Below are 21,854 nucleotides of genomic sequence, written 5' to 3' on the forward strand. Positions count from 1 at the left end.
GCGTATGTAAAGCATTGACCCTTGCCGGAAAGATCCTGGAAAAAAACCTGGCGGCGGCCCGGGACCACAGGCAGGAGACGGAGAAGCGGTCCGCGGCGCTGTGGCTTTCCAGCGCGGCGCTGCTGGTGATTTTACTGATTTGAGGATAGACGCATGGAAGTGGATTTGATTTTCAAGATCGCCGCCATCGGCATCCTGGTGGCGGTGCTGAACCAGCTGCTGATCCGCTCGGGCCGGGAGGAGCAGGGGCTGATGGTGGTGCTGGCAGGGCTGGTGTGCGTGCTGATGCTGATGGTCCGGGAGATCAGCGACCTGTTCGACCTCATCAAGTCCCTGTTCGATTTCTGACATGGAGCAGGTCATCCAGGTGACGGGGCTGTGCGTGGTGGGGGCGCTGCTGGCCCTGGTGGTGAAGCGGGGCAGTCCGGAGACGGCGCTGCTGCTGGCGGTGGGGGCCGCCGTGGTGGTGGCCCTGGCCCTGGCGGGCGTGGTGAAGGAGCTGCTGGCCTTCCTGGGGGAGCTGGGGTCGGCCAGCGGCGTGTCCGCGGACCTGTTTATGCCCCTGTACAAGACCATCGGCATCGCCCTGGTGGTGCAGGTGGGAGGCAACCTCTGCCGGGACGCGGGGGAGAGCGCCCTGGCCTCCGTGGTGGAGACGGCGGGGACCCTCTGCGCCCTGCTGGCGGCCCTGCCGCTGCTGCGGGCGGTGCTGGACATGCTGTTGGAGCTGATGGGATGAAATGGTGGATCTGTTTGACGGCGCTGGTGCTGGCGCTGACCACCTCCGCCGCGGCGGCGGACCTGCCGGCGGAGCTGGAGCGGGCCGCCCCGGAGGCGGCGGAGGATCTCACGGGCGGGGACCTCTCCGGCGGGACAGGCTTTGCCCAGGGGGTGGGGAACATTTTAGACCGGCTGGCGGACCAGGTGGGGGACGTGGTCCGGGAGCGGACCCGGGGCGCGGCGGCGGTGCTGCTGGTGGTGGTGCTGTGCGGCGTGGTGGAGGGCTTCGCCCAGGGGACCGGGGGGAAGGGGGCGGCGTTCCTGCCCATGGCGGGGGCGCTGTCCATCACCCTGGCCTCCGCCGGGAGCCTGGACTCCCTGATGGGGCTGGGCAGCCGGACCATCGGGGAGCTGGCGGACTTCTCCCAGGCGCTGCTGCCCACCCTGGCGGCGGCCACGGCGGCCAGCGGGGCCGTCACCACCGCCACGGTGCAGCAGGTGTCCACGGTGTTCTTCGTGGATCTGCTGCTGCGGCTGATCCGGCAGCTGCTGCTGCCGCTGGTGTACCTGTACATCGGATTGCTGACGGCGGCGGCCTGCCTGCCGGAAAACCGGCTGGGGGCCATTGCAGAGGCGCTGAAAAAGCTGGTGACCTGGATCCTCACCACGGCGCTGCTGGTGTTCACCATCTACCTCTCCATCGTGCGGATCATCTCCGGCTCCGCCGACAGCGCCACGGTGAAGGTGGCAAAGGCCGCCATCTCCGGCGTGGTGCCGGTGGTGGGAGGCATCATCGCCGACGCGTCGGAGACGGTGCTGGCCGGGGCCGGGATGCTGAAGAACACCATCGGCGTCTTCGGGATGCTGGCCATCCTGGCGGCCTGCGCCTATCCTTTCCTGCAGTTGGGGGTCCAGTACCTGCTGTACAAGCTGACGGCGTATCTGGCCTCCGTGGTGGGGGCGCCGGGGCTGTGCAAGCTCATCGACGGGCTGGGAGGCGCCTTCGGCCTGATTCTGGGCATGACCGGCGGCTGCGCGCTGCTGCTGCTCATCTCCGTGCTGGCCTCCGTGGGGGCGGTGATGCCATGATGGAGGCGGTGCGGGCGTGGCTGACCTCCGTGGTACTGGTGTCGGTGCTGCTGTCGGCGGCCCAGAGCCTGATCCCGCCGGGCACCGTGCGGAAGGCGGCGGGCTTCACCGGCGGGCTCATCCTGCTGCTGGTGCTGCTGCGGCCGGTGCTGGGGGCAGACCTGGAGCATCTGGAGCTGGATTTCGACCACTACCAGGCGGCGGTGGAGGAACGGCAGGAGGAGCTGGCCGACACACAGACCGAGGCCATGGCTTCTATCATAGCGGAGCAGACAGAAGCATATATATTGGACAAAGCGGGCGAGCTGGGGCTGGAGGTGACCGTCCGGGTGGAGACGCGGACGGAGGGAAACGGCATCCCGGTGCCCTGGTCCGCGGAGCTGACGGGCAGCTGGTCGCAGGCGCTGGCGTCGGCGCTGGAGACGGAACTGGGCATCCCGGCGGAGAGGCAGGTTTGGCATGAGCGGGAAGCAGAAAACTGAAGGAGTGCGAAGGATATGGGACAAGTACAAATTCGTGGCGCTGGTGGCGCTGGCGGGAGCCGTGCTGCTGCTGTGGCCCGGCGGGGACGGGAAGACGGCGGAGCGCGCCTCGCCCCAGGCGGCCGCCCTGGTGGAGGCGGAGCTCCAGCAGGAGATGGAGGACATTCTGGGCCGCATCCAGGGCGTGGGGGAGGTGCAGGTGCTGCTGACCGTGGAATCGGACGGCGAGCGGCAGCTGGCACAGGACTCGGAGCTCTCTTACAGCGGCTCCACCGCGGCGCCGGAGGACTACTCCCGTTCCTCCCAGACCGTGCTGGTGGACGACGGGAGCGCCGAGGCGCCGGTGGTGACCCGGACGGTGTATCCCACCTATCGGGGAGCCCTGGTGGTGTGCCAGGGCGGGGACCGGGCGGACGTGAAGCTGGCGGTGACGGAGGCGGTGGCGGCCCTGACCGGCCTTTCCGCAGACCGCATCACCGTGGCAAAATCGCAGTGATGATTTGGAGGAGGAGACAGCCCATGAGCGCGAGATGGAAGCGGAATACCGTGGTGGCCACGATGGTGCTGCTGGTGTGCGCAGCAGTGGCCCTGAACTGGAAGTACACCGGCGAGCAGGCGGCGGACGCCGTGGAGGAGACCGGCACCAAGATCCTGGGGGAAGCCACGCTGGTCAGCGGTCAGGAGGACGGCGGCGAGGCCGGGACGGATGAGGAGGCGGTCTACACCGGCGGGGACTACTTCGCCTCCGCCCGGCTGACCCGCCAGCAGGCCAGGGACAACGCCATCTCCCTGCTGCAGGAGGCGGCGGACCAGTCCGGGGCCGACGCGGCGGTGGCCAACGAGGCGTCGGAGGGCATCCAGGTGCTGGCGGGCTACACCATGAAGGAGGCCCAGATCGAAAACCTGGTGACCGCCAAGGGCTATACCGACTGCGTGGCCTTCATGGGGGAGGACAGCATCAGCGTGGTGGTGGACACCGGCACCGGCGAGCTGACGGCCGAGGACGTGGCCAAGATCACCGACATCGCCATGACGGAGACCGGATACCCAGCCAGCGGCATCAAGATCATGGCCTCAAATTAGCTGTTGTATTTTCCCGGGAAACATGGTAAAATAACACCCTGGAACCATTCTTCTGGGACGCGGCGGGCGACCCCCGCCTCTACCAAGGATCAAACAGTGAGGAGAGGCTTACGATGGGCGAGAGCAAAGAGTATATGACGCTGCCGGAGGAGAACGGGAGCATCAACATTTCCGAGGAAGTGATTGCCGCCATCGCCGTGGGCGCCGTCCGGGATGTGGAGGGCGTGTCCGGCATGGTGACTGCCATGGGCGGCAGCGTCACGGACCTGGTCCACAACAAGAAGAACGCCCAGAAGGGCGCCAAGGGTGTGAAGATCGACATGACCGGCGCCGCCCTGGTGCTGGACATCTATCTGACGGTGGAGTACGGCCACCCCATCCCCACGGTGGCGGAAAATGCCCAAAAGGCCGTCATCGGCGCGGTGGAGGCCATGACCGGCTGCTCTGTGGAGGCGGTCAACATCCACGTGGGCGGCGTGACGCTGGCCTGAGTCCCGGATGGGAATGAGAGAGAAAAGGACGTAGTTGAGGTTATGGTACGGAACACCGCGCGAGAGATCGCCATTCATCTGTCCTACGAGCTGAGCTTCACCGACAAGCCGGTGGAGGAGCTGCTGGACGAGCGCCTGACACCGGAGTCCTTCGCCGCCCTGGCGGAGGAGGACCCGCTGTATCAGGAGACGCCCAACGCCAAGCAGGCGGACTACATCCGCCGCCTGGTGCGGGGCGTGGCCGACCACGCTCCGGAGCTGGACGGGTATATCGCCAAATACGCCAAGGGGTGGAATTTTGCCCGGATCCCCCTGGTGGCCTCCGCCATCATGCGGGTGGCCATGTATGAGATTTTGTACATGCCGGACATCCCCCACGGCGCCTCCATCAACGAGGCGGTGGAGATCGCCAAGAAGTATGAGACGCCGGAGACGGTGAAGTTCATCAACGGCATCCTGGGCACCTTCGTGCGCCGGGAGACAGCGGAATAAGGGCAGTCCTGCGGAGCGGGACGGGGGCGTGACGCCGCCGTCCGGCTCCTCGTTTTCTGCCCGCAGGGACCAAGGAGCAAACGCGTATGGAACCACATATCTATGGTGTCACAGAGGTGAATCAGCTGGTGAAGGGCCTGCTGGACAGTGCCCCGGCTTTACAGGGCGTCGCCGTCCGGGGAGAGTTGTCCAACTACAAGATCTACCCCTCCGGCCACCACTATTTCACCCTGAAAGATCAGGAGGGGGCCCTCCGGTGCGTCATGTTCCGGGGACAGGCCTCCCGCCTCCGGTTCCGGCCGGAGAACGGCATGAAGGCCGTGGCCTCCGGCCGCATCACCGTGTTCCCCCGGGACGGGGCCTATCAGCTCTACTGCGACTCCCTGATCCCGGAGGGGGTGGGGGACCTGGCGGTGGCCTTCCAGCAGTTAAAAGAAAAGCTGTGGAAGGAGGGCCTCTTTGACCCTGCCCACAAAAAGCCCCTGCCGCCCTATCCGGAGAAAATCGCCATCGTCACCTCCGGCGCCGGGGCGGCGGTCCACGACATGATCCGCATCCTCCGCCGCCGGTACCCTATCGCCAGGGTGATCCTGCTGCCGGTGCGGGTCCAGGGGGCCGAGGCCCCGCCGGAGATCGTGGGGGCCATCCGGTACGCGGACAGGTGGAAGATCGGGGACGTCATCATCACCGGCCGGGGCGGCGGGTCCATGGAGGACCTGTGGGCCTTCAACGACGAGCGGGTGGCCCGGGCCATCTACGACTGTGAGACGCCCATCATCTCCGCCGTGGGCCACGAGCCGGACGTGACCATCGCCGACTTTGTGGCGGATGCGCGGGCGTCCACCCCCTCCAACGCGGCGGAGATCGCCGTGCCGGACCAGGTGGAGCTGCTGCGGTGGCTCCGGGGCGCAGGGGAGCGGATGGCGAGAAGCGAGACGGCGCGGCTGGAGGCCGCCCGGCAGCGGCTCACCGCCCTGGCAGCCAAGCGGGTGATGACGGACGGAATGGCCTACGTCCAGGACAAGCGGCTGGACCTGGACCACTTACAGCAGCGGCTGGGGGACGTGACCGGCGCGGTGCTGGGGCGGCACCGGCAGAAATTCGCGGCCCTGGCGGCGTCGCTGGACGCCATGAGCCCCCTGGCGGTGCTGGGCCGGGGCTACGCCGTGGCCCGGGATGAACAAGGGAAGATCTTGAAAAGCTGGCGGGAGACGGCGCCGGGCAGCCGGGTGTCCGTCACGTTGGGAGAGGGCGGCTTCACCGCCGTGGTGGACAAGCCCTATACGAAGGAGGAACAGCCATGAGCGCGAAGAAACAGACGTTCGAACAGGAGATCGCCCGGCTGGAGGAGATCGTGGCGGCACTGGAGAAGGGGGATGCCCCCCTGGCGGACTCTCTGGCGTTGTTTGAGGAGGGGACGAAGCTGATCGCCGCCTGCTCCCAGGAGCTGGACGCGGCGGAGCAGAAGGTGGTCAAGCTGATGAAGGGACCTGACGGCGCGCCGGTGGAGCTGCCCTTCGGAGAGGAGGAGCAGGGATGAGCGAACAGGTGTTTCAGACCCGGTATGAGACCTACCGCACGGCGGTGGAGTCGTATCTGGAGACCCTCTTTGCCGGGAGTCCGGACTGGCGGGACCTGTATGAGTCCATGCGGTACAGCCTGCTGGCGGGGGGCAAGCGCATCCGGCCGGTGCTGGCCCTGGAGTTTGCCCGGCTGGCGGGCCTTGCGGACTGGAAGACGGCCCTGCCCATGGCCTGCGCCCTGGAGCTGGTCCACACCTACTCCCTGATCCACGACGACCTGCCCTGCATGGACAACGACGACCTGCGCCGGGGCAAGCCCACCAACCACAAGGTCTACGGCGAGACGCTGGCCGTGCTGGCGGGGGACGCCCTCCAGCCGGAGGCCTACCGCCTGATCCTGACGGCGCCGGGGCTGGACGAGAGCCGCCGGGCCGCCTGCGGCCGCATCCTGGCGGAGGTCTCCGGCGCGGACGGCATGGTGGCGGGCCAGGTGCTGGACACCCTCCACGCCCCGAAGACCGAGGCGGAGGTGACGGAGGTCCACCGGCTCAAGACCGGGGCCATGATCGCCGGGGCCTGCCGCCTGGGCGTGGCCGCGGCGGGCGGAAGCGGCGGGCTGATGGCCGCCGCCGAAACGTACGCCCAGGAGCTGGGGCTGGCCTTCCAGATCCGGGACGACATGCTGGACGTGTGCGGCGACGCGGCGGAGTTCGGCAAGCCCATCGGTTCCGACAAAGAGGAGGGGAAGGTCACCTTCATGGACCTGCTGGGGCTGGAGGGCTGCAGCCGGGCGGTCCGCGCCCATACGGAGGCGGCCAAGGCCGCGGTGGCGGACTGGGACACGGACGGCTTCCTGGCCGCCCTGGCGGACTCCCTGGCGGAGCGGAACAAGTGAAGAGCGGGGCCGCCGTCCGGCGGCCCCTTTTCTGTCCGGCGCCGGGGACTGTCCGCATCGGGAGGACAGCCCGGCCGGTCACAAAAAATTTACGGACGCATATACGGAATATGTTGTATATTTATTAGATTTGTGATATACTGTATGGCGCTAAGCGGCGGCGCAGTATTCTAGTCAGATCATCCGTCTCCGAAGGAGGGGCTAAAAATCCTCTGAAGGGCACACCGATGAAACCTCTGGTGCCTGCTTGATACGCCCAGTTTCGGGTGGGTGCTGGGGGGAAGCCTGGCTTTGCCTGCGCTTGCGGACTCAGGGCGCTTTCCAATGGCATGGTGATGACGACCCTGTTTCCGTGGAGACCTGTTCTTGTGCGCGGACGTACTCCCAGTGTGGTATTCCGGGCCGCGTACGAAGCAGCTGATGAACCTGCAGCGCGGTGCATCGGCCCTGCGGGGCCGTAACGCTGTGTGCAGACGTAGCCTGCCTTGCGTGAGGCGGGTGGATGGGGGAACAACAGGCGGGGCCCTCTGGCCAGAGGGCCCGTTTGATCGCCCCCTGAAACCCGGTTTGCAAAAGAGGCTAAAGGGACGGATCGACTGGGGTGGAAATCACCTAGGCTGTCCTGACCGGGCTGAAAAGGGATTGCAGTGCGGACTAAGTGGCGATCGGGTGGCATGGCTGGCGACACTGTGCCGCGGCACCGAAGGGGGAACCGCCTCCATCGGCAACGAGAGGTGTGCCGCGGGGAAATCCAACCCGTACCTAAGCCGTAAGATTTACCTTTTCCGCCGCCGCCGACTTAGCCAACTGGAATTCATTCCCAAGTGGAGGGACTTTTTTTGAGCGATACCCCAAAGCGAAAGCGCGGACGGGAGCGGGAGAGGCCGGGCCCCTACCGGTGGGCCGTGCAGGTCTTTTTTCTTGCCATCGTCCTGTCTGCGGCATTGAGCCTTGCGTCGGAAACCAGTCTCAGCGGCGCGGGCGCGGCGGCTGCCGCGCTGGTGCTGGCGGTGTTCATCGGCCTGGGCATCCTGTTCGACATCATCGGCGTGGCGGTCACGGCGGCGGACCCCAGGCCCTTTCACTCCATGGCCGCCCACAAGGAGCCCGGCGCCAAGGAGGCGCTGGTCCTGCTGCGGAACGCCGGGCGGGTGTCCAGCGTCTGCAACGACGTGGTGGGGGACATCTGCGGCATCGTCAGCGGGACCACCACCGCCGTGATCGTGGTGCGGCTCCAGACGGCCTTTGCCCTGCCGGAGAGCGTACTGCTGAGCGTGGCGGTGACGGCCCTGGTGTCCGGCCTCACCATCGGCGGCAAGGCCCTGGGCAAGACGGTGGCCCTGAACAAAAGCACCAGCGTGGTCTACTGGGTGGGAAGGTTTCTGCACCTGTTCCACCGCTGAGAGGAGGCTGGGTCATTTGATCTTAGAGAATATCCATACCCCGGCGGACGTGAAGGCCCTGGACCGGGAACAGCTGGAGCCCCTGTGCCGGGAGCTGCGGCAGTTCCTGGTGGAGCATGTGTCCAAAACCGGCGGCCATCTGGCCTCCAACCTGGGAGCGGTGGAGCTGACGGTGGCCATCCACCGGGTCTTCGACACATCGAAGGACCGGCTGGTGTTCGACGTGGGGCACCAGTGCTACGTCCACAAGGCCCTCACCGGCCGGCAGGCGCTGTTTGACACCCTGCGGCAGTTCGGCGGCCTCTCCGGCTTCCCCAAGCCCCGGGAGAGCGAACACGACGCCTTCATCGCCGGACATGCCTCAAACTCCGTCTCCGTGGCCCTTGGGATGGCAAGAGCAAGAACTTTACAGCACTTGGATTACAGTGTTCTGGCGCTGATCGGGGACGGCGCCCTGACCGGGGGACTGGCCTATGAGGGCCTCAACAACGCCGGTGCCTCCGGCGAGCCCCTGATCGTCCTTCTCAACGACAACGGCATGTCCATCAACCCCAACGTGGGGGCGGTGGACAGCCATCTGAGCCAGATCCGCTCCAAGCCCGCCTACTACCATTTCAAGAAGTGGTACCGGGGCCTGTTCGGACAGCACCCCATGGAGAACCCGCTGTACCGGTTCAACCACAAGGTCAAGACGTCCCTGAAAAAGGCCCTGTGGCCCGGCAGCACCCTGTTTGAGGACATGGGCTTCACCTACCTGGGGCCCATCGACGGCCACGACCTGGACCGGCTGGTCCACGTGCTGGCCTGGGCCCGGGAGCTCCAGTGCCCGGTGGTGGTCCACGTGAAGACCGTGAAGGGCAGGGGCTACTCCTTCGCGGAGCAGAACCCGGACAAGTTCCACGGCGTGGGGCCATTCGATCCGGAGACGGGCCTTGTGAAGAAGAGCGGGGGAGACGACTTCTCTGCCGTGTTCGGCAGGACGCTGGCCGCCTGCGCCGCGGAGGACGGGCGCGTCTGCGCCATCACCGCCGCCATGGCGGACGGCACCGGCCTGGCCCCCTTTGCCAAAGAGTTCCCGGACCGGTTCTTCGATGTCGCCATCGCTGAGGGGCATGGCGTCGCCATGGCCGCGGGCCTGGCCAAGCAGGGGATGCTCCCGGTGTTTGCCGTGTACTCCTCGTTCCTCCAGCGGGGCTACGACATGCTGATCCATGACGTGGCCCTCCAGCGGCTCCATGTGGTGCTGGGGGTGGACCGGGCGGGTCTGGTGGGGGCCGACGGCGAGACTCACCACGGCTGCTTCGACGCGCTGTTCCTGTCGGAGATCCCCGGGTTTACGGTGCTGTGCCCCGCCAGCTTTGCGGAACTGCGGCGGATGCTGCGGCAGGCATTGTTTGAGATCGACGGGCCTGTGGCGGTCCGGTATCCCCGGGGCGGCGAGGGCGATTACCGGGAGGACCGGTCCGGTGCGCCGGTGGTCCGGCTCCGGGAGGGGGAGGACGTCACGCTCCTCACCTACGGCGTGCTGGTGAATCAGGCCCTGGCGGCGGCGGACCTGCTGGAACGGCAGGGCGTCAGGACCGAGGTGCTGAAGCTGAATCAGATCTCCCCCCTGGAGTATGAGACGCTGGCGCCCTGGCTGGCGGGGAAGAAGCTGCTGGCAGTGGCGGAGGATGCCTTCGGCGCCGGGTGCGTGGGCCAGCGGACGGCGGCCATCCTGGCCCAGCACGGCCAGGCGCCGGAGAAGCTGGTGCTCATCAACCTGGGCAAGACCTTCCTGCCGGAGGGGACCGTGCCCCAGCTGGAGCATCAGGCAGGCATCGACGCCGCGGGCATCGCCCGGGCGGTACAGGAGGCGCGTACATGAGTGAAAAAAAACGGCTGGACGTCCTGCTGACGGAGCGGGGCCTTCAGGAGAGCCGCCAGCGGGCCCAGGCGGTCATCATGAGCGGCGAGGTCTTTGTGAACGGCCAGCGGGTGGACAAGCCCGGCACCGCCGTGGCGGAGGACGCCCAGATCGAGGTCCGGGGCGGCACGCTGGCATACGTCAGCCGGGGCGGGCTGAAGCTGGAGAAGGCCATGGCCGCCTTCCCCATCGACCTGAACGGCGCCGTCTGCGCCGACATCGGCGCCTCCACCGGCGGCTTCACCGACTGTATGCTGCAAAACGGCGCGGAGAAGGTCTACGCCGTGGACGTGGGCTACGGCCAGCTGGCCTGGAAGCTCCGCAGCGACCCCAGGGTGGTGTGCCTGGAGCGGACCAACGCCCGGTATCTCACCCACGAGCAGGTGCCGGACGAGCTGGACTTCGCCTCCGTGGACGTGAGCTTCATCTCCCTGAAGCTGATCCTGCCGCCCCTGAACGGCCTGCTGAAGGACGGCGGCCACGCCGCCTGCCTGGTGAAACCCCAGTTCGAGGCCGGGCGCGAGAAGGTGGGGAAGAAGGGCGTGGTCCGGGACCCGGCGGTCCACCTGGAGGTGCTGGAGCACTTTCTGGACCACGCCGGGGACGCGGGCTTCACAGTGCTGGGACTGACCTATTCCCCCATCCGGGGCCCGGAGGGGAACATCGAGTACCTGGGATATCTGGAAAAGGGTCCCCGGCAGGAGCGTACATTTGACTTGAAGGCCCTGGTGGACGAGTCTCACCAGACCCTGAAGGAGCACGGAGAGGGAGGCAACCCATGAAAAAGATCATCCTCTGCCCCAACCCCAACCGAGACCGGGGCATGGAGACCACCCGCAGGGCAGACGCCATTCTGCGGCAGATGGGCTTCCAGACGGTGGTGTGTCCCCCCTTCAAGGACCAGAAGGACGGGGCCTATGGGGACTACAAGACCCGGCCCCTGACGGCGGAGCTGAAAAGCGCCGACCTGCTGATTACCTTCGGCGGGGACGGCACCATCCTGCATCTCGCCAAGCTGGTGGCCCTGAACAAGATTCCGGTGCTGGGCATCAACATGGGGGGCCTGGGCTTCATCGCGGAGCTGGAGGCCGGGGAGCTGGAGGCCCTGCGGAAGCTGAAGGACTGGGACTTCCAGACGGAACAGCGGATGATGCTGGACGTGACCGTCCAGCGGGAGGGCCGCCAGATCTACACGAATCTGGGCCTGAACGACGCGGTGATCCGGGAGGGTCCCATCTCCCATGTGATCCATCTGAAGATCTCCTCCGACGGGCGGCACCTGGCGGATATCGCCGGAGACGGCGTCATCGTGGCCACGCCCACCGGGTCCACGGCCTACTCCCTGTCCGCCGGGGGGCCGGTGGTGGAGCCGGTGGCCCAGACCATGGTGGTCTGTCCCATCTGCACCCACAACATGCGCTTTTCGTCCTATGTCCTCTCGCCGGAGCACACGCTGACCATCGAGCTGGAGCGCAACGGCCGCAAGCCGGTGTATCTGTTCGTGGACGAGAGCCGGGCCTTCTCCCTGAAGGCCGACGACAAGATCCAGGTCCGCCGGTCCAAGCACACCGTGCGGCTGGTGCGGCTGTCGGAGCGGAGCTTCTGTGAGATCTTTGCACAAAAAATGCTGCCAGGAGGATTTGAAGATGAAAAATGACCGGCAGAGCATGATCCTGGAGATCATCAGCCAGGAGAATATCGAGACCCAGGAGCAGCTGCTCGTCCGTCTCCAGGAGCGGGGGATCACCAGCACCCAGGCCACCATCTCCCGGGACATCAAGCAGATGCACCTCATCAAGGAGCCGGTGGGCCATGGAGTGTACAAGTACGCCGTGTCCGGCAACCGGACCCGGCTGAACTTCGCGGAGAAGCTGCGGACCATCTTCCGGGAGAGCATCACCAGCATCGACAGCGCACAGAACATCGTGGTCATCAAGACCATGCCGGGCCTGGCCAGCGCCGCCTGCGCCGCGCTGGACGACATGGGCGTCGCCTACATGGTGGGGTCCCTGGCGGGAGACGACACGGCCTTTCTGGTGATGCGGGACACGGAGTCCGCGGCCAGCTTCTGCGAGGAGATCAAGGAGATGCTGTGAGGCATCCCCGGCGGGAGCCGGTTCCTCCCGTCCAACGGGATGCGCCCTACAAAATATGGAACAGATTCGATATTAAGGAGATCACTGGATGTTCAAAGTGCTGAAAACCGAGGGCCGCGCCCGGCGCGGCGAATTCTCCTGCGCCCACGGCGGCGTGGTCCAGACGCCGGTGTTCATGAACGTAGGCACACAGGGGGCCATCAAGGGCGGCGTCTCCGCCCATGATCTGAAGGAGGTGGGCTGCCAGATCGAGCTCAGCAACACCTACCACCTGCACCTGCGGCCGGGCGACCATATCGTCCGGCAGATGGGGGGGCTCCACAAGTTCATGGACTGGGACGGCCCCATCCTGACGGACTCCGGCGGGTTCCAGGTGTTCTCCCTGGCCTCTTTGCGGAAGATCCGGGAGGAGGGGGTCACCTTCGCCTCCCACATCGACGGGCACAGGATCTTCATGGGGCCGGAGGAGTCCATGCAGATCCAGTCCAACCTGGGCAGCGACATCGCCATGGCCTTTGACGAGTGCGTGGAGAACCCCGCGACCTACGAATACGCCAAGGCCAGCTGTGAGCGCACCGCCCGCTGGCTGGAGCGGTGCAAGGCCGAGCACGACCGCCTCAACGCCCTGCCGGACACGGTGAACCCGGGGCAGATGCTCTTCGGCATCAACCAGGGCGCCACGTTTGCGGACCTGCGGGTGTGGCACATGGACCAGATCGCCAAGATCGACTGCGACGGCTACGCCATCGGGGGGCTCGCGGTGGGGGAGCCCGCGGAGGTGATGTACGAGATCATCGACGCGGTGGAGCCCCACATGCCCAAGGACAAGCCCCGGTACCTCATGGGCGTGGGCACTCCCAGCAACATCATCGAGGGCGTGGCCCGGGGCGTGGACTTCTTCGACTGCGTGATGCCCTCCCGCAACGGCCGCCATGGCAAGCTCTTCACCTGGGAGGGCACGGTGAACATCCTCAACGAGAAGTACGCCACCGACCCCCGGCCCATCAGCGAGAGCTGCGGCTGCCCCGCCTGCCGCCGCTTCTCCCGGGCGTACATCCGGCACCTGTTCAAGGCGGATGAGGTGCTGGCCCTGCGGCTGGCGGTGCTGCACAACCTGTACTTCTACAATGAGCTGGCCGCCCGCATCCGCCGGGCCCTGGACGAAGGGACGTTCGCGGATTTTCGGGCCCGTTACAGCGGAAATTTGGAAAAACGCGCATGACCCCCTTGCAAAAGCTGGTATATCTGCTATAATATTGTCATTCTGACTTTGGAACGAAAAGGAGTTTTGTTGTTATGGAAGGCGCTTCCTCCTCTATCATCATGCTGGTTGTTCTCATTGCGGTGTTCTACTTCATGCTGATCCGCCCGGAGAACAAGCGGAAGAAAAAGGCCCAGGAGATGCGGGACAGCCTGAAGAAGGGTGACACCATCACCACCATCGGCGGCATCGTGGGCAAGATCGTCATGGTCAAGCCGGACACCATCGTCATCGAGACCAGCGACGACCGGGTCCGTATGGAGCTGACCAAGTGGGCCGTCTCCACCACCGGCGTTCAGTCCTCCGGCGAGGAGAAGTCCTCCAAGGAGGAGAAGAAAGAGGACGAGGTCAAGAAGACCGAGGAGATCCCCGAGGCTCCCGCCGAGGAGACCGATGCATCCTCTGAAGAGGAAAAGAAGGACTAACCCATCATAAAACCACCCTCCCTTGTCATAAGCTCGGATAGAGCGATGACAGGGGAGGAATTTTTATGGGTAACGGGCGGAAACAGACAGCCCTGTGGCTGGTGTTCGTAGAGGGCGCGGCGCTGTCTCTGGGGATCTATCTGCTGCTGACGGTGCTGCTGTCCGCGCTGGTGGTGAAGGCGGTGCTGCCGGAGGAGGGGAGCTTTCCCGCTGTGGCGGCGTCGTGCTGTCTGGCGTCCTTCGCCGGGGCCATGCTCAGTGTCCGCCGCTCCTCCTGGGGCAGCCTGGCCAGCGCCATGGTGAGCGCCGCAGGCTTTCTGCTGGCGGTGGTGGCTGTGGCGCTGCTGTGCTGGCAGCAGATCACCTGGCTGGGCCGCGGGGGCGTGCTGCTGCTGTGCGGCGCAGGCGGGGGACTTCTGGCGGGCCTGCTGGGCGGGCGCCGGAGGAAGCGGAAGCGCCGTCCGGTCCGCAGGGGCCGCAAGGCCTGAAAAGCCGCTTGTGAATTTCACCAAAAATACAGATCTGAGCCCTGCCGCGGAGACTGCGGCCACAGTCGGGAGGTCTCCCGCGGCAGGGGAGACGGCGGCGGCAAATGTGGGGCGCCGCCGCTTTTATGTCTACAAGATATTGTCGTTTTTCGGGGCGGGGGAGGTGATCTCTCACGCCGATTTTACAAAGTTAACATAATATTGTTTACATAATATTTTGCCATAACTCACAAAAAACGGAAAATTCCCGTAAATTCCTTGCAAAATCCGGCGAATTCAACTATATTAGAACAAGCAAGGTCTTACGTCAACCGCTACATAAATCCGCCTGCCCCCGCATAGGATGCGGTGAGGTGAGGCGGATTGAACACGAGAACATTGACGAAGCGGCCCACGGTCCAGCTGCCCACGCTGCCCCGCCTGCTTCTGCTGGCGCTGTTCTTCCTGGCCGGCGTCCTTTTGGGACAGGTCCTGTCGGGCCGGGTGCCGGACACCACGGGGGACGAGCTGCGGCGGTATCTGGAGGACTACGTCCGCCTGGGGGGCGAGGGAGCGCCCACTGTCCAGACGGCTCTGTCGGCCCTGGTGATCTATTTCCGCTATCCGCTGTTTGCATTTCTGCTGGGGTTCGCCTCCATCGGGGTGGTGCTGCTGCCCTGTGTGACGGCGGCTTACGGCTTTTTTCTGTCCTTTTCCGTGTGCTGCTTCACGGCGGCCTTCGGCGTGGACGGCGTGCTGCTGGCCCTGGCGGTGTTCGGCCTGCGGTGCATGGTGACCCTGCCCTGCTATTTCCTGCTGGCGGCGGCCTCCTGGGGGACGTCCGCGGGACTGGCGGCCGTGTCCTTTGGGAGAGGACGGCGGACTGCCCCTGTGGTCTACGGCCGGGCCTGCTGGGTCCGGTTCGGCGCCTGCTGTCTGGCGCTGCTGGCGGGTGTGTGTGCGGAGCTGTTTTTGTCCCCGGTGCTGCTGCGGCTGATGCTGGAGCGCATCCTGGGGTAGAGAGAAAGAGAGAGGGAGGAGAGCACCCTTGGCAAGAGACGACATTGCGGACTTTGGGACTTATCTGGCGGAGGAGCGTCACGCCTCCCAGAACACCATCTGCTCCTATCTGCGGGACGTGACCCAGTTCTCCGCGTATTTGCGGGAGCACCAGAGCTGCACGCTGCGGCAGGCCGGCGGAGAGATGATTCAGGACTACATGAGCTGGATGCGGGGGCGGGGGAAGTCCGCCGCCTCGGTGACCCGGTTCCTGGCCTCCGTCAAGTCGTTTTACAACTTTCTGCTCTCCGCCGGCGCCGTAAAGGCCAACCCCGCCAAGAGCATCAGCGCGGACCGGGCGGAGCGGAAGTATCCGGAGATCCTCACCAGCAAAGAGGTGGAGCTGTTTCTGGAGCAGCCCCGGTGCGTGGACGCCAAGGGATACCGGGACCATGCCATGCTGGAGCTGCTGTACGCCACCGGCATCCGGGTCAGCGAGCTGATCTCCCTGGACCTGAAGGACCTGAATCTCTCCGCGGGCTTCATCCGATGTGCCAGCCGGGGCAAGGAGCGGATCATCCCCCTGTACCACACGGCCGTGAAGGCGCTGCAGGACTATGTGCGGGATATCCGGCCCCAGTTGATCGCCGACGGCGGCGAGCAGGCCCTGTTCGTGAACATGAACGGCGAGCGCATGAGCCGCCAGGGGTTCTGGAAGATCATCAAGTACTATCAGGAGAAGGCGGGGATCGAAAAGGACATCACCCCCCACACCCTGCGCCACTCCTTTGCCGTCCACCTGCTGGAAAACGGCGCGGACCTGCGGTCCATCCAGGAGATGCTGGGCCATGCGGACATCTCCTCCACCCAGATCTACACCCATGTGGTGAAGCACCAGCTGAAGGATGTGTATCAGAAAGCCCATCCCCGGGCGTAATTCCAAGGGGAGCACCGGCGCCTCCCGCCGACGCTCCGGCGGGCAGAGCCCGCCTCTGCCGATCCCCTCGCCTTTGCACGGCAAAGACGGCCCCCGGCCGACTGCGGCCAGGGGCAGAGGCGTCCCGTCCAGGCACATGCCCTGGCCGGGACTTTTTTCTGCGCAAACGCACGGCAGACCACGGAAATGCACAGCGGCGTTCTGCCTGCCTGTGAAAAAATTTTCCGCCGCCGCAAACAAAACCGGCTGCCTGGGACTCAAATAGGTGAAGAGAAGAGAAAGGAGGACCGCCATGGATCACGACGAATTCGCCCGCCGGGCGGAGGCTCTCCGGGCCCGGCTGTACCGGACGGCGTACCTGTACCTGGGCAGCGAGGCCGACGCCCTGGAGGCGGTGGACGAGGGCGTATACCAGGCCCTGCGGGCTTTGCGGCAGCTGCGTCAGCCGGACTTTTTTGAGACCTGGCTCACCCGGATTGTGCTGAACGCGTGCCACCGGGAGCTGCGGCGCCGGCGGCGCCTGGCCGGGGAGGAGGCTCTGCCGGAGAGCGCCGGTCCGGATGCCTATGACGCCCTGCCCCTGAAGGAGGCCGTCCGCCGCCTGCCGGAGGAATTGCGGGCGGTGGTGATCCTGCGGTACTTCGCAGGATACACCCAGGCGGAGACCGCCCGGGCATTGAACATTCCCCAGGGCACCGCGGCCACCCGCCAGCGGCGGGCATTGCAGCTGCTGCGCCTGGAACTGGGAGAGGAGGGAGACGCATGACCCGAAACGAGGAATATCAGGCCCTGCTCCAGGAGCTGGAGACCACACCGGCGGCCCTGGACGGCGCTGTGGAGCGGGCGCTGCGCCGCCGGAAACGGGACCGCCGCCTGCGGCTCTTCGGCGTCCCGGCGGGGAGCCTGGCGGCCTGCTTCGCCGCCTTTGTGCTGCTGGTGAACCTGTTCCCGCCCTTCGCGCGGGCCTGCGGCTCAGTGCCGGTGCTGCGGGAGCTGGCCCAGGCGGTGGCCTGGTCGCCCAGCCTCTCCGCCGCGGTGGAGAACGACTACGTCCAGCCCATCGGCCAGTCCCAGACGGTGAACGGCGTCACCGCCACGGTGGAGTATGTGATCGTGGACCGCAAACAGCTGAACATCTTCTACACCCTGGACTATGCCCCGGACCTGGGGCCCATGTGGGCGGACTGCCGGATCACCCCCGGCGACGGCAGCGCGGGAGACGCCGGCGGCCGGACGGAGAAGCCGGGGGAGCTGGTGGAGATCAAGCGGGACTTTGTGGACCGGGACGTGCCCGGAATCCTGGATCTGACCCTGTCGGTCTACCCGGCAGAGCAGGACGGGGGCGGGCCGCCTGCGGAGAACACCGGCGACGGCTACTTTGACCAGCCGGTCGATGACCAGCCGGCGTATCTGGCGGAGATGACGTTCCACCTGGAATTCGACCCCTATTTCACCGCCCAGGGGACGCTGCTGGAGCTGAACCGGACCTTTGCCCTGGACGGCCAGACCTTCACGCTGCAAGAGGCGGAAATCTACCCCACCCATCTGCGGCTGACCCTGACGGCGGACCCGGACAACACCGCCTGGCTGGCGGGCCTGGACCTGTACCTGGAGAACGAGCACGGCGAGCGGTTTGAAAAGAGCCTGGGCGGCATCACCGCATCCGGGGACCCGGAGGGGGAGGGCATGGGCACCTTCTGGCTGGACAGCCCCTTCTTCAGCCAGGGGGAGCACCTGACCCTCCACATCACCGGCGTCCGGTGGAAGGACAAGGACGCGCCGCCGGTGAAGCTGAATCTGGCGGAGGGCACCGCCGAAAACCTGCCGGAGGGCACCTGGTTCCAGGGCGCAAAGCGCCTGCCGGAGGGATGGATCGTGTACCTGGTGTCCCCGCTGATGGAGAACCGGACCATGGGGAGCGTGTTCTCCAGAGGGGCCTGGGACGAGGACGGGAACTATTATGAGATCTGGCAGTTCGGCTCCTCCTACGGCTACTGGGACGAGACGGCGCAGGAGCGCGTGGGGGAGGACCGGTGGTATACCGAGGACTTCCCCCTGGCGGGACTGGCGGGCGACACGGCCTATCTGGACCCCTACTACAACCGGATGGCCGCCGTTGATGCGGCGGTTCCCATCCAATAGGCGAGGGGGAGTCAAATCCCCCGCCTTCCATGCGAACGAGAGAGCGCCCGCCGCAAGGCGGGTGCTTTTTTGCCCGCCGAACGGCGGCTGGGGTGATCCTGCCGGGGAGAAGCCCGCGCGTTTTCCCTGTTGCGCTTCCCTGGAAAATTTGTTATACTGTTACAGTATGTATACTGGAGGGAAAGCGCCATGCGGATCCTGGGCATCGACCCCGGCTACGCCACCATCGGCTTCGGCCTCATCACGGCGGAGCGGGCACAAGTGAACATGCTTACCTACGGCGCCATCACCACCCCGGCGGGGCTGCCGCTCTCCCGGCGGCTGTACCAGATCGGCACCGATATGGAGGACCTGATCGGCCAGCTGAAGCCGGATGTCATCTCCATCGAGGAGCTGTTCTTCAACACGAACCTGACCACCGGCATCGCCGTGGCCCACGCCCGCGGCGTGCTGCTGTACACGGCGGAAAAGTGCGGGATCCCGCTCCACGAGTACACCCCCTCCCAGGTGAAGATGGCGGTGGTGGGCTACGGCAAGGCGGAAAAGCGCCAGGTGATGGACATGACCCGCCGCCTGCTGCACCTGAAAGCCGTCCCCCGGCCCGACGACGCCGCGGACGCCCTGGCCCTGGCCCTGTGCCATGCCCGGAGTGCCACGTCCCGCCTGCCCCTGCAGGACAGCAGGGTCAAGGAGACGATCTGAACAGTCAGGAACCGGACCGCTCCGCCGGACGCCGGAATTCCGAACTCCCAAGAAAGTGTGATTATCCATGTTTTACTATCTGGACGGCACCGTGGCAGAGATTCTGCCCTATCTGGCGGTCATCGACTGCGGCGGCGTGGGCTACGCCTGCAAGACCACCAACACCACCCTGGCCCAGCTGAAAAAGGGCCAGCGGGGGAAGCTCTACACCTATCTGGACGTGGGGGAGAACGCCTTCGGCCTGTACGGCTTCGCCACGGCCAACGAGCTGAACAGCTTCAAGCTGCTGATCGGCGTCAGCGGCGTGGGGCCCAAGGCGGCGCTGGCCATCCTCTCCGCCGCCACGCCGGAGTCCCTGGCCATGGCCATCGTCACCGGGGACGAGAAGAGCCTGACGGCGGCGCCGGGCGTGGGCAAGAAGATCGCCCAGCGGATCATCCTGGAGCTGAAGGACAAGATGGCCCGGGAGAGCGCCGCCACGGGGCTGGACTTCTCCGGCGGAGCCGCTGTGAGCGTCCCGGCCTTTACAAATAAGGCCACAGAGGCGGCCCAAGCCCTGGCGGTGTTGGGCTACACCAGCGCCGAGGTGGCCCAGGCGCTGAAGGGCGTGGACGTGGAAACTCTGTCTCTGGAGGAGATCATCCGCCAGTGCCTGAAAAAGATGGTGAAGTGAGTATGAAGATCCTGTCCGTGATTCTGCTCCTGGCCGCGCTGGCCATGGCCTTTCTGGCCATGATATTCGGCACCCGCTTTGCGGCCCTGCTCAATAAGGGCCAGCAGCGCCACGGCCTGCCGGAAAAAGAGCGGCGGCAGCGCAACCGCAGCGGCGCGGTGTTCGCCCTGTGCCTGTGCGCGGTGTTCGGCCTGGCCTGGCTGGCGGTGCATCTGTTCCAGGCGGGCTGACCGCCCCGGCCGGAATTTTGGAGCACATTCAGAGCACATGAGGAAGTGAACCCATGAGCATCGACTTTGGAAACGACATCTATGAAGAGCCCATCGTGGCCAAGACCTTCCTGCAGGAGGACGCCCAGGAGGGGTCCCTCCGGCCCAAGACCCTGCGGGAGTATATCGGCCAGGAGAAGGCGAAGGACAACCTGGCCGTGTTCATCCAGGCCGCCCAGAAGCGGGGAGAGGCCCTGGACCACGTGCTGCTCCACGGCCCGCCCGGCCTGGGCAAGACCACGCTGGCCGGGATCATCGCCCAGGAGATGGGGGCGGGCATCCGCATCACCTCGGGCCCGGCCATCGAGAAGCCCGGGGATCTGGCGGCGCTGCTGACGAACCTCAACGAGGGGGACATCCTCTTTGTGGACGAGATCCACCGGCTGAACCGGTCCGTGGAGGAGATCCTGTACCCGGCCATGGAGGACTACGCCCTGGACATCATCGTGGGCAAGGGCCCCAGCGCCAACTCCATCCGGCTGGACCTGCCCAGGTTCACCCTGATCGGCGCCACCACCCGGGCGGGGCAGCTGTCCGCGCCCCTGCGGGACCGGTTCGGCGTGACGCTGCGGCTGGAGCTGTACACGCCGGAGGAGCTCTCTCAGATCATCACCCGGTCCGCCGCCATTTTGAACGTGGACATCGTGCCGGAGGGCGCCTATGAGATCGCCCGCCGCAGCCGGGGCACGCCCCGGATCGCCAACCGGATGCTGCGCCGGGTCCGGGACTTCGCCCAGGTGAAGGCCGACGGCGTCATCACCAAGGATGTGGCGGACCAGGCCCTGTGCGCGCTGGAGATCGACCACCTGGGGCTGGACCCCATCGACCGGCGGATGCTGGGGGCCGTCATCGAGAACTACGGCGGCGGTCCTGTGGGCCTGGAGACCCTGGCCGCCACCATCGGCGAGGAGGCCGTGACCCTGGAGGACGTGTACGAGCCATACCTGATGCAGCTGGGCTTCCTGACCCGGACGCCCCGGGGCCGGTGCGTGACGGCGAAGGCATACCAGCACCTGCATAAGCCCATCCCCGGCGGCATGACGGCGGATCCGCCGGACATGGACCAGCTGACGCTGTGAGGAGGCGGTTTTCATGAAGCGGACCCTGGCGGAGCGCGTCGCATTTCTGATGCTGTCGGCGGCGCTGGCCGTCGGAGCCTGGGCCGTCACAGGCCGGGCTGCCTGCTCCGTGACGGCGCCCTATCAGTTTCCCGTCCAGCCCGGCACGCCGGAGTGGGTGGAGCTGTCCGCCAACGCCCGCCGTGCCGCCTGCCGCCTGCCGGCGGGGCTGGCGGAGCAGATGACCTCCGAGGCCCTGCTGGAGACGGCGCTGGACTATCCGTTCAACGCCTCCATGTATGTGTCCAGCGACCTGGAGGGGATGTTCGGAAAGCGGGCGGCCCTGGCGGGCAACGACGCCCTGGCGGAGCTGGTGACCCGGCCGGACGCGGAGGAAGTGATCGCCCGCGCGCTGGCGGCGCCTGCGGAGGCAGGGGAGGACCCCCTGCGGGGCGTGTATCTGGAGACCTTCTGCGCCTGGCTGCCGGAGCTGTCCAGGATGGCGGGCGTCTGAGGCGTCACAGGGGCAGGCCCCGGCCGGTGCGCAGGCCCAGCAGAAAGGCATGGATGGCGGTGAATTCCCGGGCCTTTTCGTAATCCGCCGCCATCTCAGAGGTGAGCTCTCCCTCCAGAAGGGAGAGGGGCATCTCGTAGTCATCCGGTGGGGCAGCGTCCAGCTGGGGGCGGATGTAGTGGGCGTACAGCCATTTCATGAAGTCGGACATTGCGAATGCTCCTTTC

29 protein-coding genes are annotated in these 21,854 nt (G+C 66.1%); 28 read left to right on the forward strand and 1 reads right to left on the reverse strand.

Annotation, left to right across the window (positions count from 1 at the left end; translation table 11 throughout):
* Positions 1-153: 153 nt before the first annotated feature.
* The 28 genes from spoIIIAC (at position 154) to QVE23_RS02715 (ending at position 21,627) form a co-directional block, all read left to right on the forward strand.
* Positions 154-348: a stage III sporulation protein AC gene (gene spoIIIAC, locus QVE23_RS02580; protein WP_021750248.1), complete on the forward strand. Its 195-nt coding sequence runs from the start codon at positions 154-156 to the stop codon at positions 346-348.
* A 1-nt stretch (position 349) separates the two neighbouring features.
* Entirely contained in the window at positions 350-739 is a 390-nt protein-coding gene (locus tag QVE23_RS02585; protein WP_287226538.1) for a SpoIIIAC/SpoIIIAD family protein, read from the forward strand.
* A complete protein-coding gene (locus QVE23_RS02590; protein ID WP_256264489.1) occupies positions 736-1,809 on the forward strand; it encodes a stage III sporulation protein AE in 1,074 nt (357 codons plus the stop codon). Before QVE23_RS02585 ends, QVE23_RS02590 begins: the two co-directional genes overlap by 4 nt.
* Positions 1,806-2,291 (forward strand): stage III sporulation protein AF, encoded by a 486-nt coding sequence (locus QVE23_RS02595; protein ID WP_021749009.1) that lies wholly within the window; start codon positions 1,806-1,808, stop codon positions 2,289-2,291. The genes QVE23_RS02590 and QVE23_RS02595 overlap by 4 nt, the downstream gene beginning before the upstream one ends.
* 4 nt (positions 2,292-2,295) lie before the next feature.
* On the forward strand, positions 2,296-2,787 hold the full coding sequence (locus QVE23_RS02600; RefSeq protein ID WP_145985068.1) for a SpoIIIAG-related protein: 492 nt from the start codon (positions 2,296-2,298) through the stop codon (positions 2,785-2,787).
* 23 nt (positions 2,788-2,810) lie between these two features.
* Entirely contained in the window at positions 2,811-3,374 is a 564-nt protein-coding gene (locus QVE23_RS02605) for a SpoIIIAH-like family protein (RefSeq protein WP_136891732.1), read from the forward strand.
* 113 nt (positions 3,375-3,487) lie between these two features.
* Positions 3,488-3,865: an Asp23/Gls24 family envelope stress response protein gene (locus QVE23_RS02610; RefSeq protein WP_021749006.1), complete on the forward strand. Its 378-nt coding sequence runs from the start codon at positions 3,488-3,490 to the stop codon at positions 3,863-3,865.
* A gap of 42 nt (positions 3,866-3,907) precedes the next feature.
* Positions 3,908-4,357, forward strand: a complete 450-nt coding sequence (gene nusB, locus QVE23_RS02615) for a transcription antitermination factor NusB (protein ID WP_021749005.1) — start codon at positions 3,908-3,910, stop codon at positions 4,355-4,357.
* 86 nt (positions 4,358-4,443) lie between these two features.
* On the forward strand, positions 4,444-5,661 hold the full coding sequence (xseA, locus tag QVE23_RS02620) for an exodeoxyribonuclease VII large subunit (RefSeq protein WP_021749004.1): 1,218 nt from the start codon (positions 4,444-4,446) through the stop codon (positions 5,659-5,661).
* On the forward strand, positions 5,658-5,897 hold the full coding sequence (gene xseB, locus QVE23_RS02625; protein ID WP_021749003.1) for an exodeoxyribonuclease VII small subunit: 240 nt from the start codon (positions 5,658-5,660) through the stop codon (positions 5,895-5,897). The genes xseA and xseB overlap by 4 nt, the downstream gene beginning before the upstream one ends.
* Positions 5,894-6,775, forward strand: coding sequence for a polyprenyl synthetase family protein (locus QVE23_RS02630; RefSeq protein WP_287966462.1), 882 nt, complete (start codon positions 5,894-5,896; stop codon positions 6,773-6,775). The genes xseB and QVE23_RS02630 overlap by 4 nt, the downstream gene beginning before the upstream one ends.
* 839 nt (positions 6,776-7,614) lie before the next feature.
* Positions 7,615-8,178: a hypothetical protein gene (locus QVE23_RS02635; RefSeq protein ID WP_025545655.1), complete on the forward strand. Its 564-nt coding sequence runs from the start codon at positions 7,615-7,617 to the stop codon at positions 8,176-8,178.
* A gap of 16 nt (positions 8,179-8,194) precedes the next feature.
* Positions 8,195-10,045, forward strand: coding sequence for a 1-deoxy-D-xylulose-5-phosphate synthase (gene dxs, locus QVE23_RS02640; RefSeq protein WP_021748957.1), 1,851 nt, complete (start codon positions 8,195-8,197; stop codon positions 10,043-10,045).
* A complete protein-coding gene (locus QVE23_RS02645) occupies positions 10,042-10,866 on the forward strand; it encodes a TlyA family RNA methyltransferase (protein ID WP_136891735.1) in 825 nt (274 codons plus the stop codon). The genes dxs and QVE23_RS02645 overlap by 4 nt, the downstream gene beginning before the upstream one ends.
* Positions 10,863-11,741, forward strand: coding sequence for an NAD(+)/NADH kinase (locus tag QVE23_RS02650; protein WP_021748959.1), 879 nt, complete (start codon positions 10,863-10,865; stop codon positions 11,739-11,741). The genes QVE23_RS02645 and QVE23_RS02650 overlap by 4 nt, the downstream gene beginning before the upstream one ends.
* Positions 11,731-12,180, forward strand: coding sequence for an arginine repressor (gene argR / locus QVE23_RS02655; protein WP_021748960.1), 450 nt, complete (start codon positions 11,731-11,733; stop codon positions 12,178-12,180). Before QVE23_RS02650 ends, argR begins: the two co-directional genes overlap by 11 nt.
* An 88-nt stretch (positions 12,181-12,268) precedes the next feature.
* Positions 12,269-13,402 (forward strand): tRNA guanosine(34) transglycosylase Tgt, encoded by a 1,134-nt coding sequence (gene tgt, locus QVE23_RS02660; protein ID WP_021748961.1) that lies wholly within the window; start codon positions 12,269-12,271, stop codon positions 13,400-13,402.
* 74 nt (positions 13,403-13,476) lie between these two features.
* A complete protein-coding gene (gene yajC, locus QVE23_RS02665) occupies positions 13,477-13,866 on the forward strand; it encodes a preprotein translocase subunit YajC (protein ID WP_021748962.1) in 390 nt (129 codons plus the stop codon).
* Between the two features lie 65 nt (positions 13,867-13,931).
* On the forward strand, positions 13,932-14,354 hold the full coding sequence (locus QVE23_RS02670) for a DUF3792 family protein (protein WP_021752115.1): 423 nt from the start codon (positions 13,932-13,934) through the stop codon (positions 14,352-14,354).
* Between the two features lie 363 nt (positions 14,355-14,717).
* Complete coding sequence (locus QVE23_RS02675) at positions 14,718-15,353, forward strand: stage II sporulation protein M (protein ID WP_051320057.1); 636 nt, start codon at positions 14,718-14,720, stop codon at positions 15,351-15,353.
* A gap of 28 nt (positions 15,354-15,381) precedes the next feature.
* Entirely contained in the window at positions 15,382-16,269 is an 888-nt protein-coding gene (gene xerD, locus QVE23_RS02680) for a site-specific tyrosine recombinase XerD (RefSeq protein WP_025545581.1), read from the forward strand.
* Between the two features lie 292 nt (positions 16,270-16,561).
* Positions 16,562-17,035 (forward strand): sigma-70 family RNA polymerase sigma factor, encoded by a 474-nt coding sequence (locus QVE23_RS02685; RefSeq protein WP_021750306.1) that lies wholly within the window; start codon positions 16,562-16,564, stop codon positions 17,033-17,035.
* Entirely contained in the window at positions 17,032-18,411 is a 1,380-nt protein-coding gene (locus QVE23_RS02690; protein ID WP_287967533.1) for a DUF4179 domain-containing protein, read from the forward strand. Before QVE23_RS02685 ends, QVE23_RS02690 begins: the two co-directional genes overlap by 4 nt.
* 189 nt (positions 18,412-18,600) lie before the next feature.
* A complete protein-coding gene (ruvC, locus tag QVE23_RS02695) occupies positions 18,601-19,113 on the forward strand; it encodes a crossover junction endodeoxyribonuclease RuvC (protein ID WP_021750693.1) in 513 nt (170 codons plus the stop codon).
* A 67-nt stretch (positions 19,114-19,180) separates the two neighbouring features.
* The gene (gene ruvA / locus QVE23_RS02700) at positions 19,181-19,786 is read left to right on the forward strand and encodes a Holliday junction branch migration protein RuvA (protein WP_021750694.1); all 606 of its coding nucleotides are present in this window, start codon (positions 19,181-19,183) and stop codon (positions 19,784-19,786) included.
* Positions 19,787-19,788: 2 nt separating this feature from the next.
* Positions 19,789-20,016: a hypothetical protein gene (locus QVE23_RS02705; RefSeq protein ID WP_021750695.1), complete on the forward strand. Its 228-nt coding sequence runs from the start codon at positions 19,789-19,791 to the stop codon at positions 20,014-20,016.
* Between the two features lie 53 nt (positions 20,017-20,069).
* On the forward strand, positions 20,070-21,134 hold the full coding sequence (ruvB, locus tag QVE23_RS02710; protein ID WP_021750696.1) for a Holliday junction branch migration DNA helicase RuvB: 1,065 nt from the start codon (positions 20,070-20,072) through the stop codon (positions 21,132-21,134).
* Between the two features lie 13 nt (positions 21,135-21,147).
* On the forward strand, positions 21,148-21,627 hold the full coding sequence (locus QVE23_RS02715) for a hypothetical protein (protein ID WP_136891738.1): 480 nt from the start codon (positions 21,148-21,150) through the stop codon (positions 21,625-21,627).
* 4 nt (positions 21,628-21,631) lie between these two features.
* Here QVE23_RS02715 and QVE23_RS02720 read toward each other — a convergent pair.
* Positions 21,632-21,854 (reverse strand): hypothetical protein (locus QVE23_RS02720; protein WP_287967535.1); only part of this gene is annotated, 223 nt, incomplete at its 5' end.

Origin of the sequence: Oscillibacter sp. KLE 1728, from assembly GCF_934833455.1 — a bacterium.
In the GTDB taxonomy this organism is placed as follows: Bacteria; Bacillota; Clostridia; order Oscillospirales; family Oscillospiraceae; genus Oscillibacter; species Oscillibacter welbionis.

Bases quoted from the DNA above. Each gene is read 5' to 3' on its own strand.
- spoIIIAC (WP_021750248.1), top strand. From the start codon at position 154: ATGGAAGTGGATTTGATTTTCAAGATCGCCGCCATCGGCATCCTGGTG.
- QVE23_RS02585 (WP_287226538.1), top strand. From the start codon at position 350: ATGGAGCAGGTCATCCAGGTGACGGGGCTGTGCGTGGTGGGGGCGCTG.
- QVE23_RS02590 (WP_256264489.1), top strand. From the start codon at position 736: ATGAAATGGTGGATCTGTTTGACGGCGCTGGTGCTGGCGCTGACCACC.
- QVE23_RS02595 (WP_021749009.1), top strand. From the start codon at position 1,806: ATGATGGAGGCGGTGCGGGCGTGGCTGACCTCCGTGGTACTGGTGTCG.
- QVE23_RS02605 (WP_136891732.1), top strand. From the start codon at position 2,811: ATGAGCGCGAGATGGAAGCGGAATACCGTGGTGGCCACGATGGTGCTG.
- QVE23_RS02610 (WP_021749006.1), top strand. From the start codon at position 3,488: ATGGGCGAGAGCAAAGAGTATATGACGCTGCCGGAGGAGAACGGGAGC.
- nusB (WP_021749005.1), top strand. From the start codon at position 3,908: ATGGTACGGAACACCGCGCGAGAGATCGCCATTCATCTGTCCTACGAG.
- xseA (WP_021749004.1), top strand. From the start codon at position 4,444: ATGGAACCACATATCTATGGTGTCACAGAGGTGAATCAGCTGGTGAAG.
- xseB (WP_021749003.1), top strand. From the start codon at position 5,658: ATGAGCGCGAAGAAACAGACGTTCGAACAGGAGATCGCCCGGCTGGAG.
- QVE23_RS02630 (WP_287966462.1), top strand. From the start codon at position 5,894: ATGAGCGAACAGGTGTTTCAGACCCGGTATGAGACCTACCGCACGGCG.
- QVE23_RS02645 (WP_136891735.1), top strand. From the start codon at position 10,042: ATGAGTGAAAAAAAACGGCTGGACGTCCTGCTGACGGAGCGGGGCCTT.
- QVE23_RS02650 (WP_021748959.1), top strand. From the start codon at position 10,863: ATGAAAAAGATCATCCTCTGCCCCAACCCCAACCGAGACCGGGGCATG.
- argR (WP_021748960.1), top strand. From the start codon at position 11,731: ATGAAAAATGACCGGCAGAGCATGATCCTGGAGATCATCAGCCAGGAG.
- tgt (WP_021748961.1), top strand. From the start codon at position 12,269: ATGTTCAAAGTGCTGAAAACCGAGGGCCGCGCCCGGCGCGGCGAATTC.
- yajC (WP_021748962.1), top strand. From the start codon at position 13,477: ATGGAAGGCGCTTCCTCCTCTATCATCATGCTGGTTGTTCTCATTGCG.
- QVE23_RS02670 (WP_021752115.1), top strand. From the start codon at position 13,932: ATGGGTAACGGGCGGAAACAGACAGCCCTGTGGCTGGTGTTCGTAGAG.
- QVE23_RS02685 (WP_021750306.1), top strand. From the start codon at position 16,562: ATGGATCACGACGAATTCGCCCGCCGGGCGGAGGCTCTCCGGGCCCGG.
- QVE23_RS02690 (WP_287967533.1), top strand. From the start codon at position 17,032: ATGACCCGAAACGAGGAATATCAGGCCCTGCTCCAGGAGCTGGAGACC.
- ruvC (WP_021750693.1), top strand. From the start codon at position 18,601: ATGCGGATCCTGGGCATCGACCCCGGCTACGCCACCATCGGCTTCGGC.
- ruvA (WP_021750694.1), top strand. From the start codon at position 19,181: ATGTTTTACTATCTGGACGGCACCGTGGCAGAGATTCTGCCCTATCTG.
- QVE23_RS02705 (WP_021750695.1), top strand. From the start codon at position 19,789: ATGAAGATCCTGTCCGTGATTCTGCTCCTGGCCGCGCTGGCCATGGCC.
- ruvB (WP_021750696.1), top strand. From the start codon at position 20,070: ATGAGCATCGACTTTGGAAACGACATCTATGAAGAGCCCATCGTGGCC.
- QVE23_RS02715 (WP_136891738.1), top strand. From the start codon at position 21,148: ATGAAGCGGACCCTGGCGGAGCGCGTCGCATTTCTGATGCTGTCGGCG.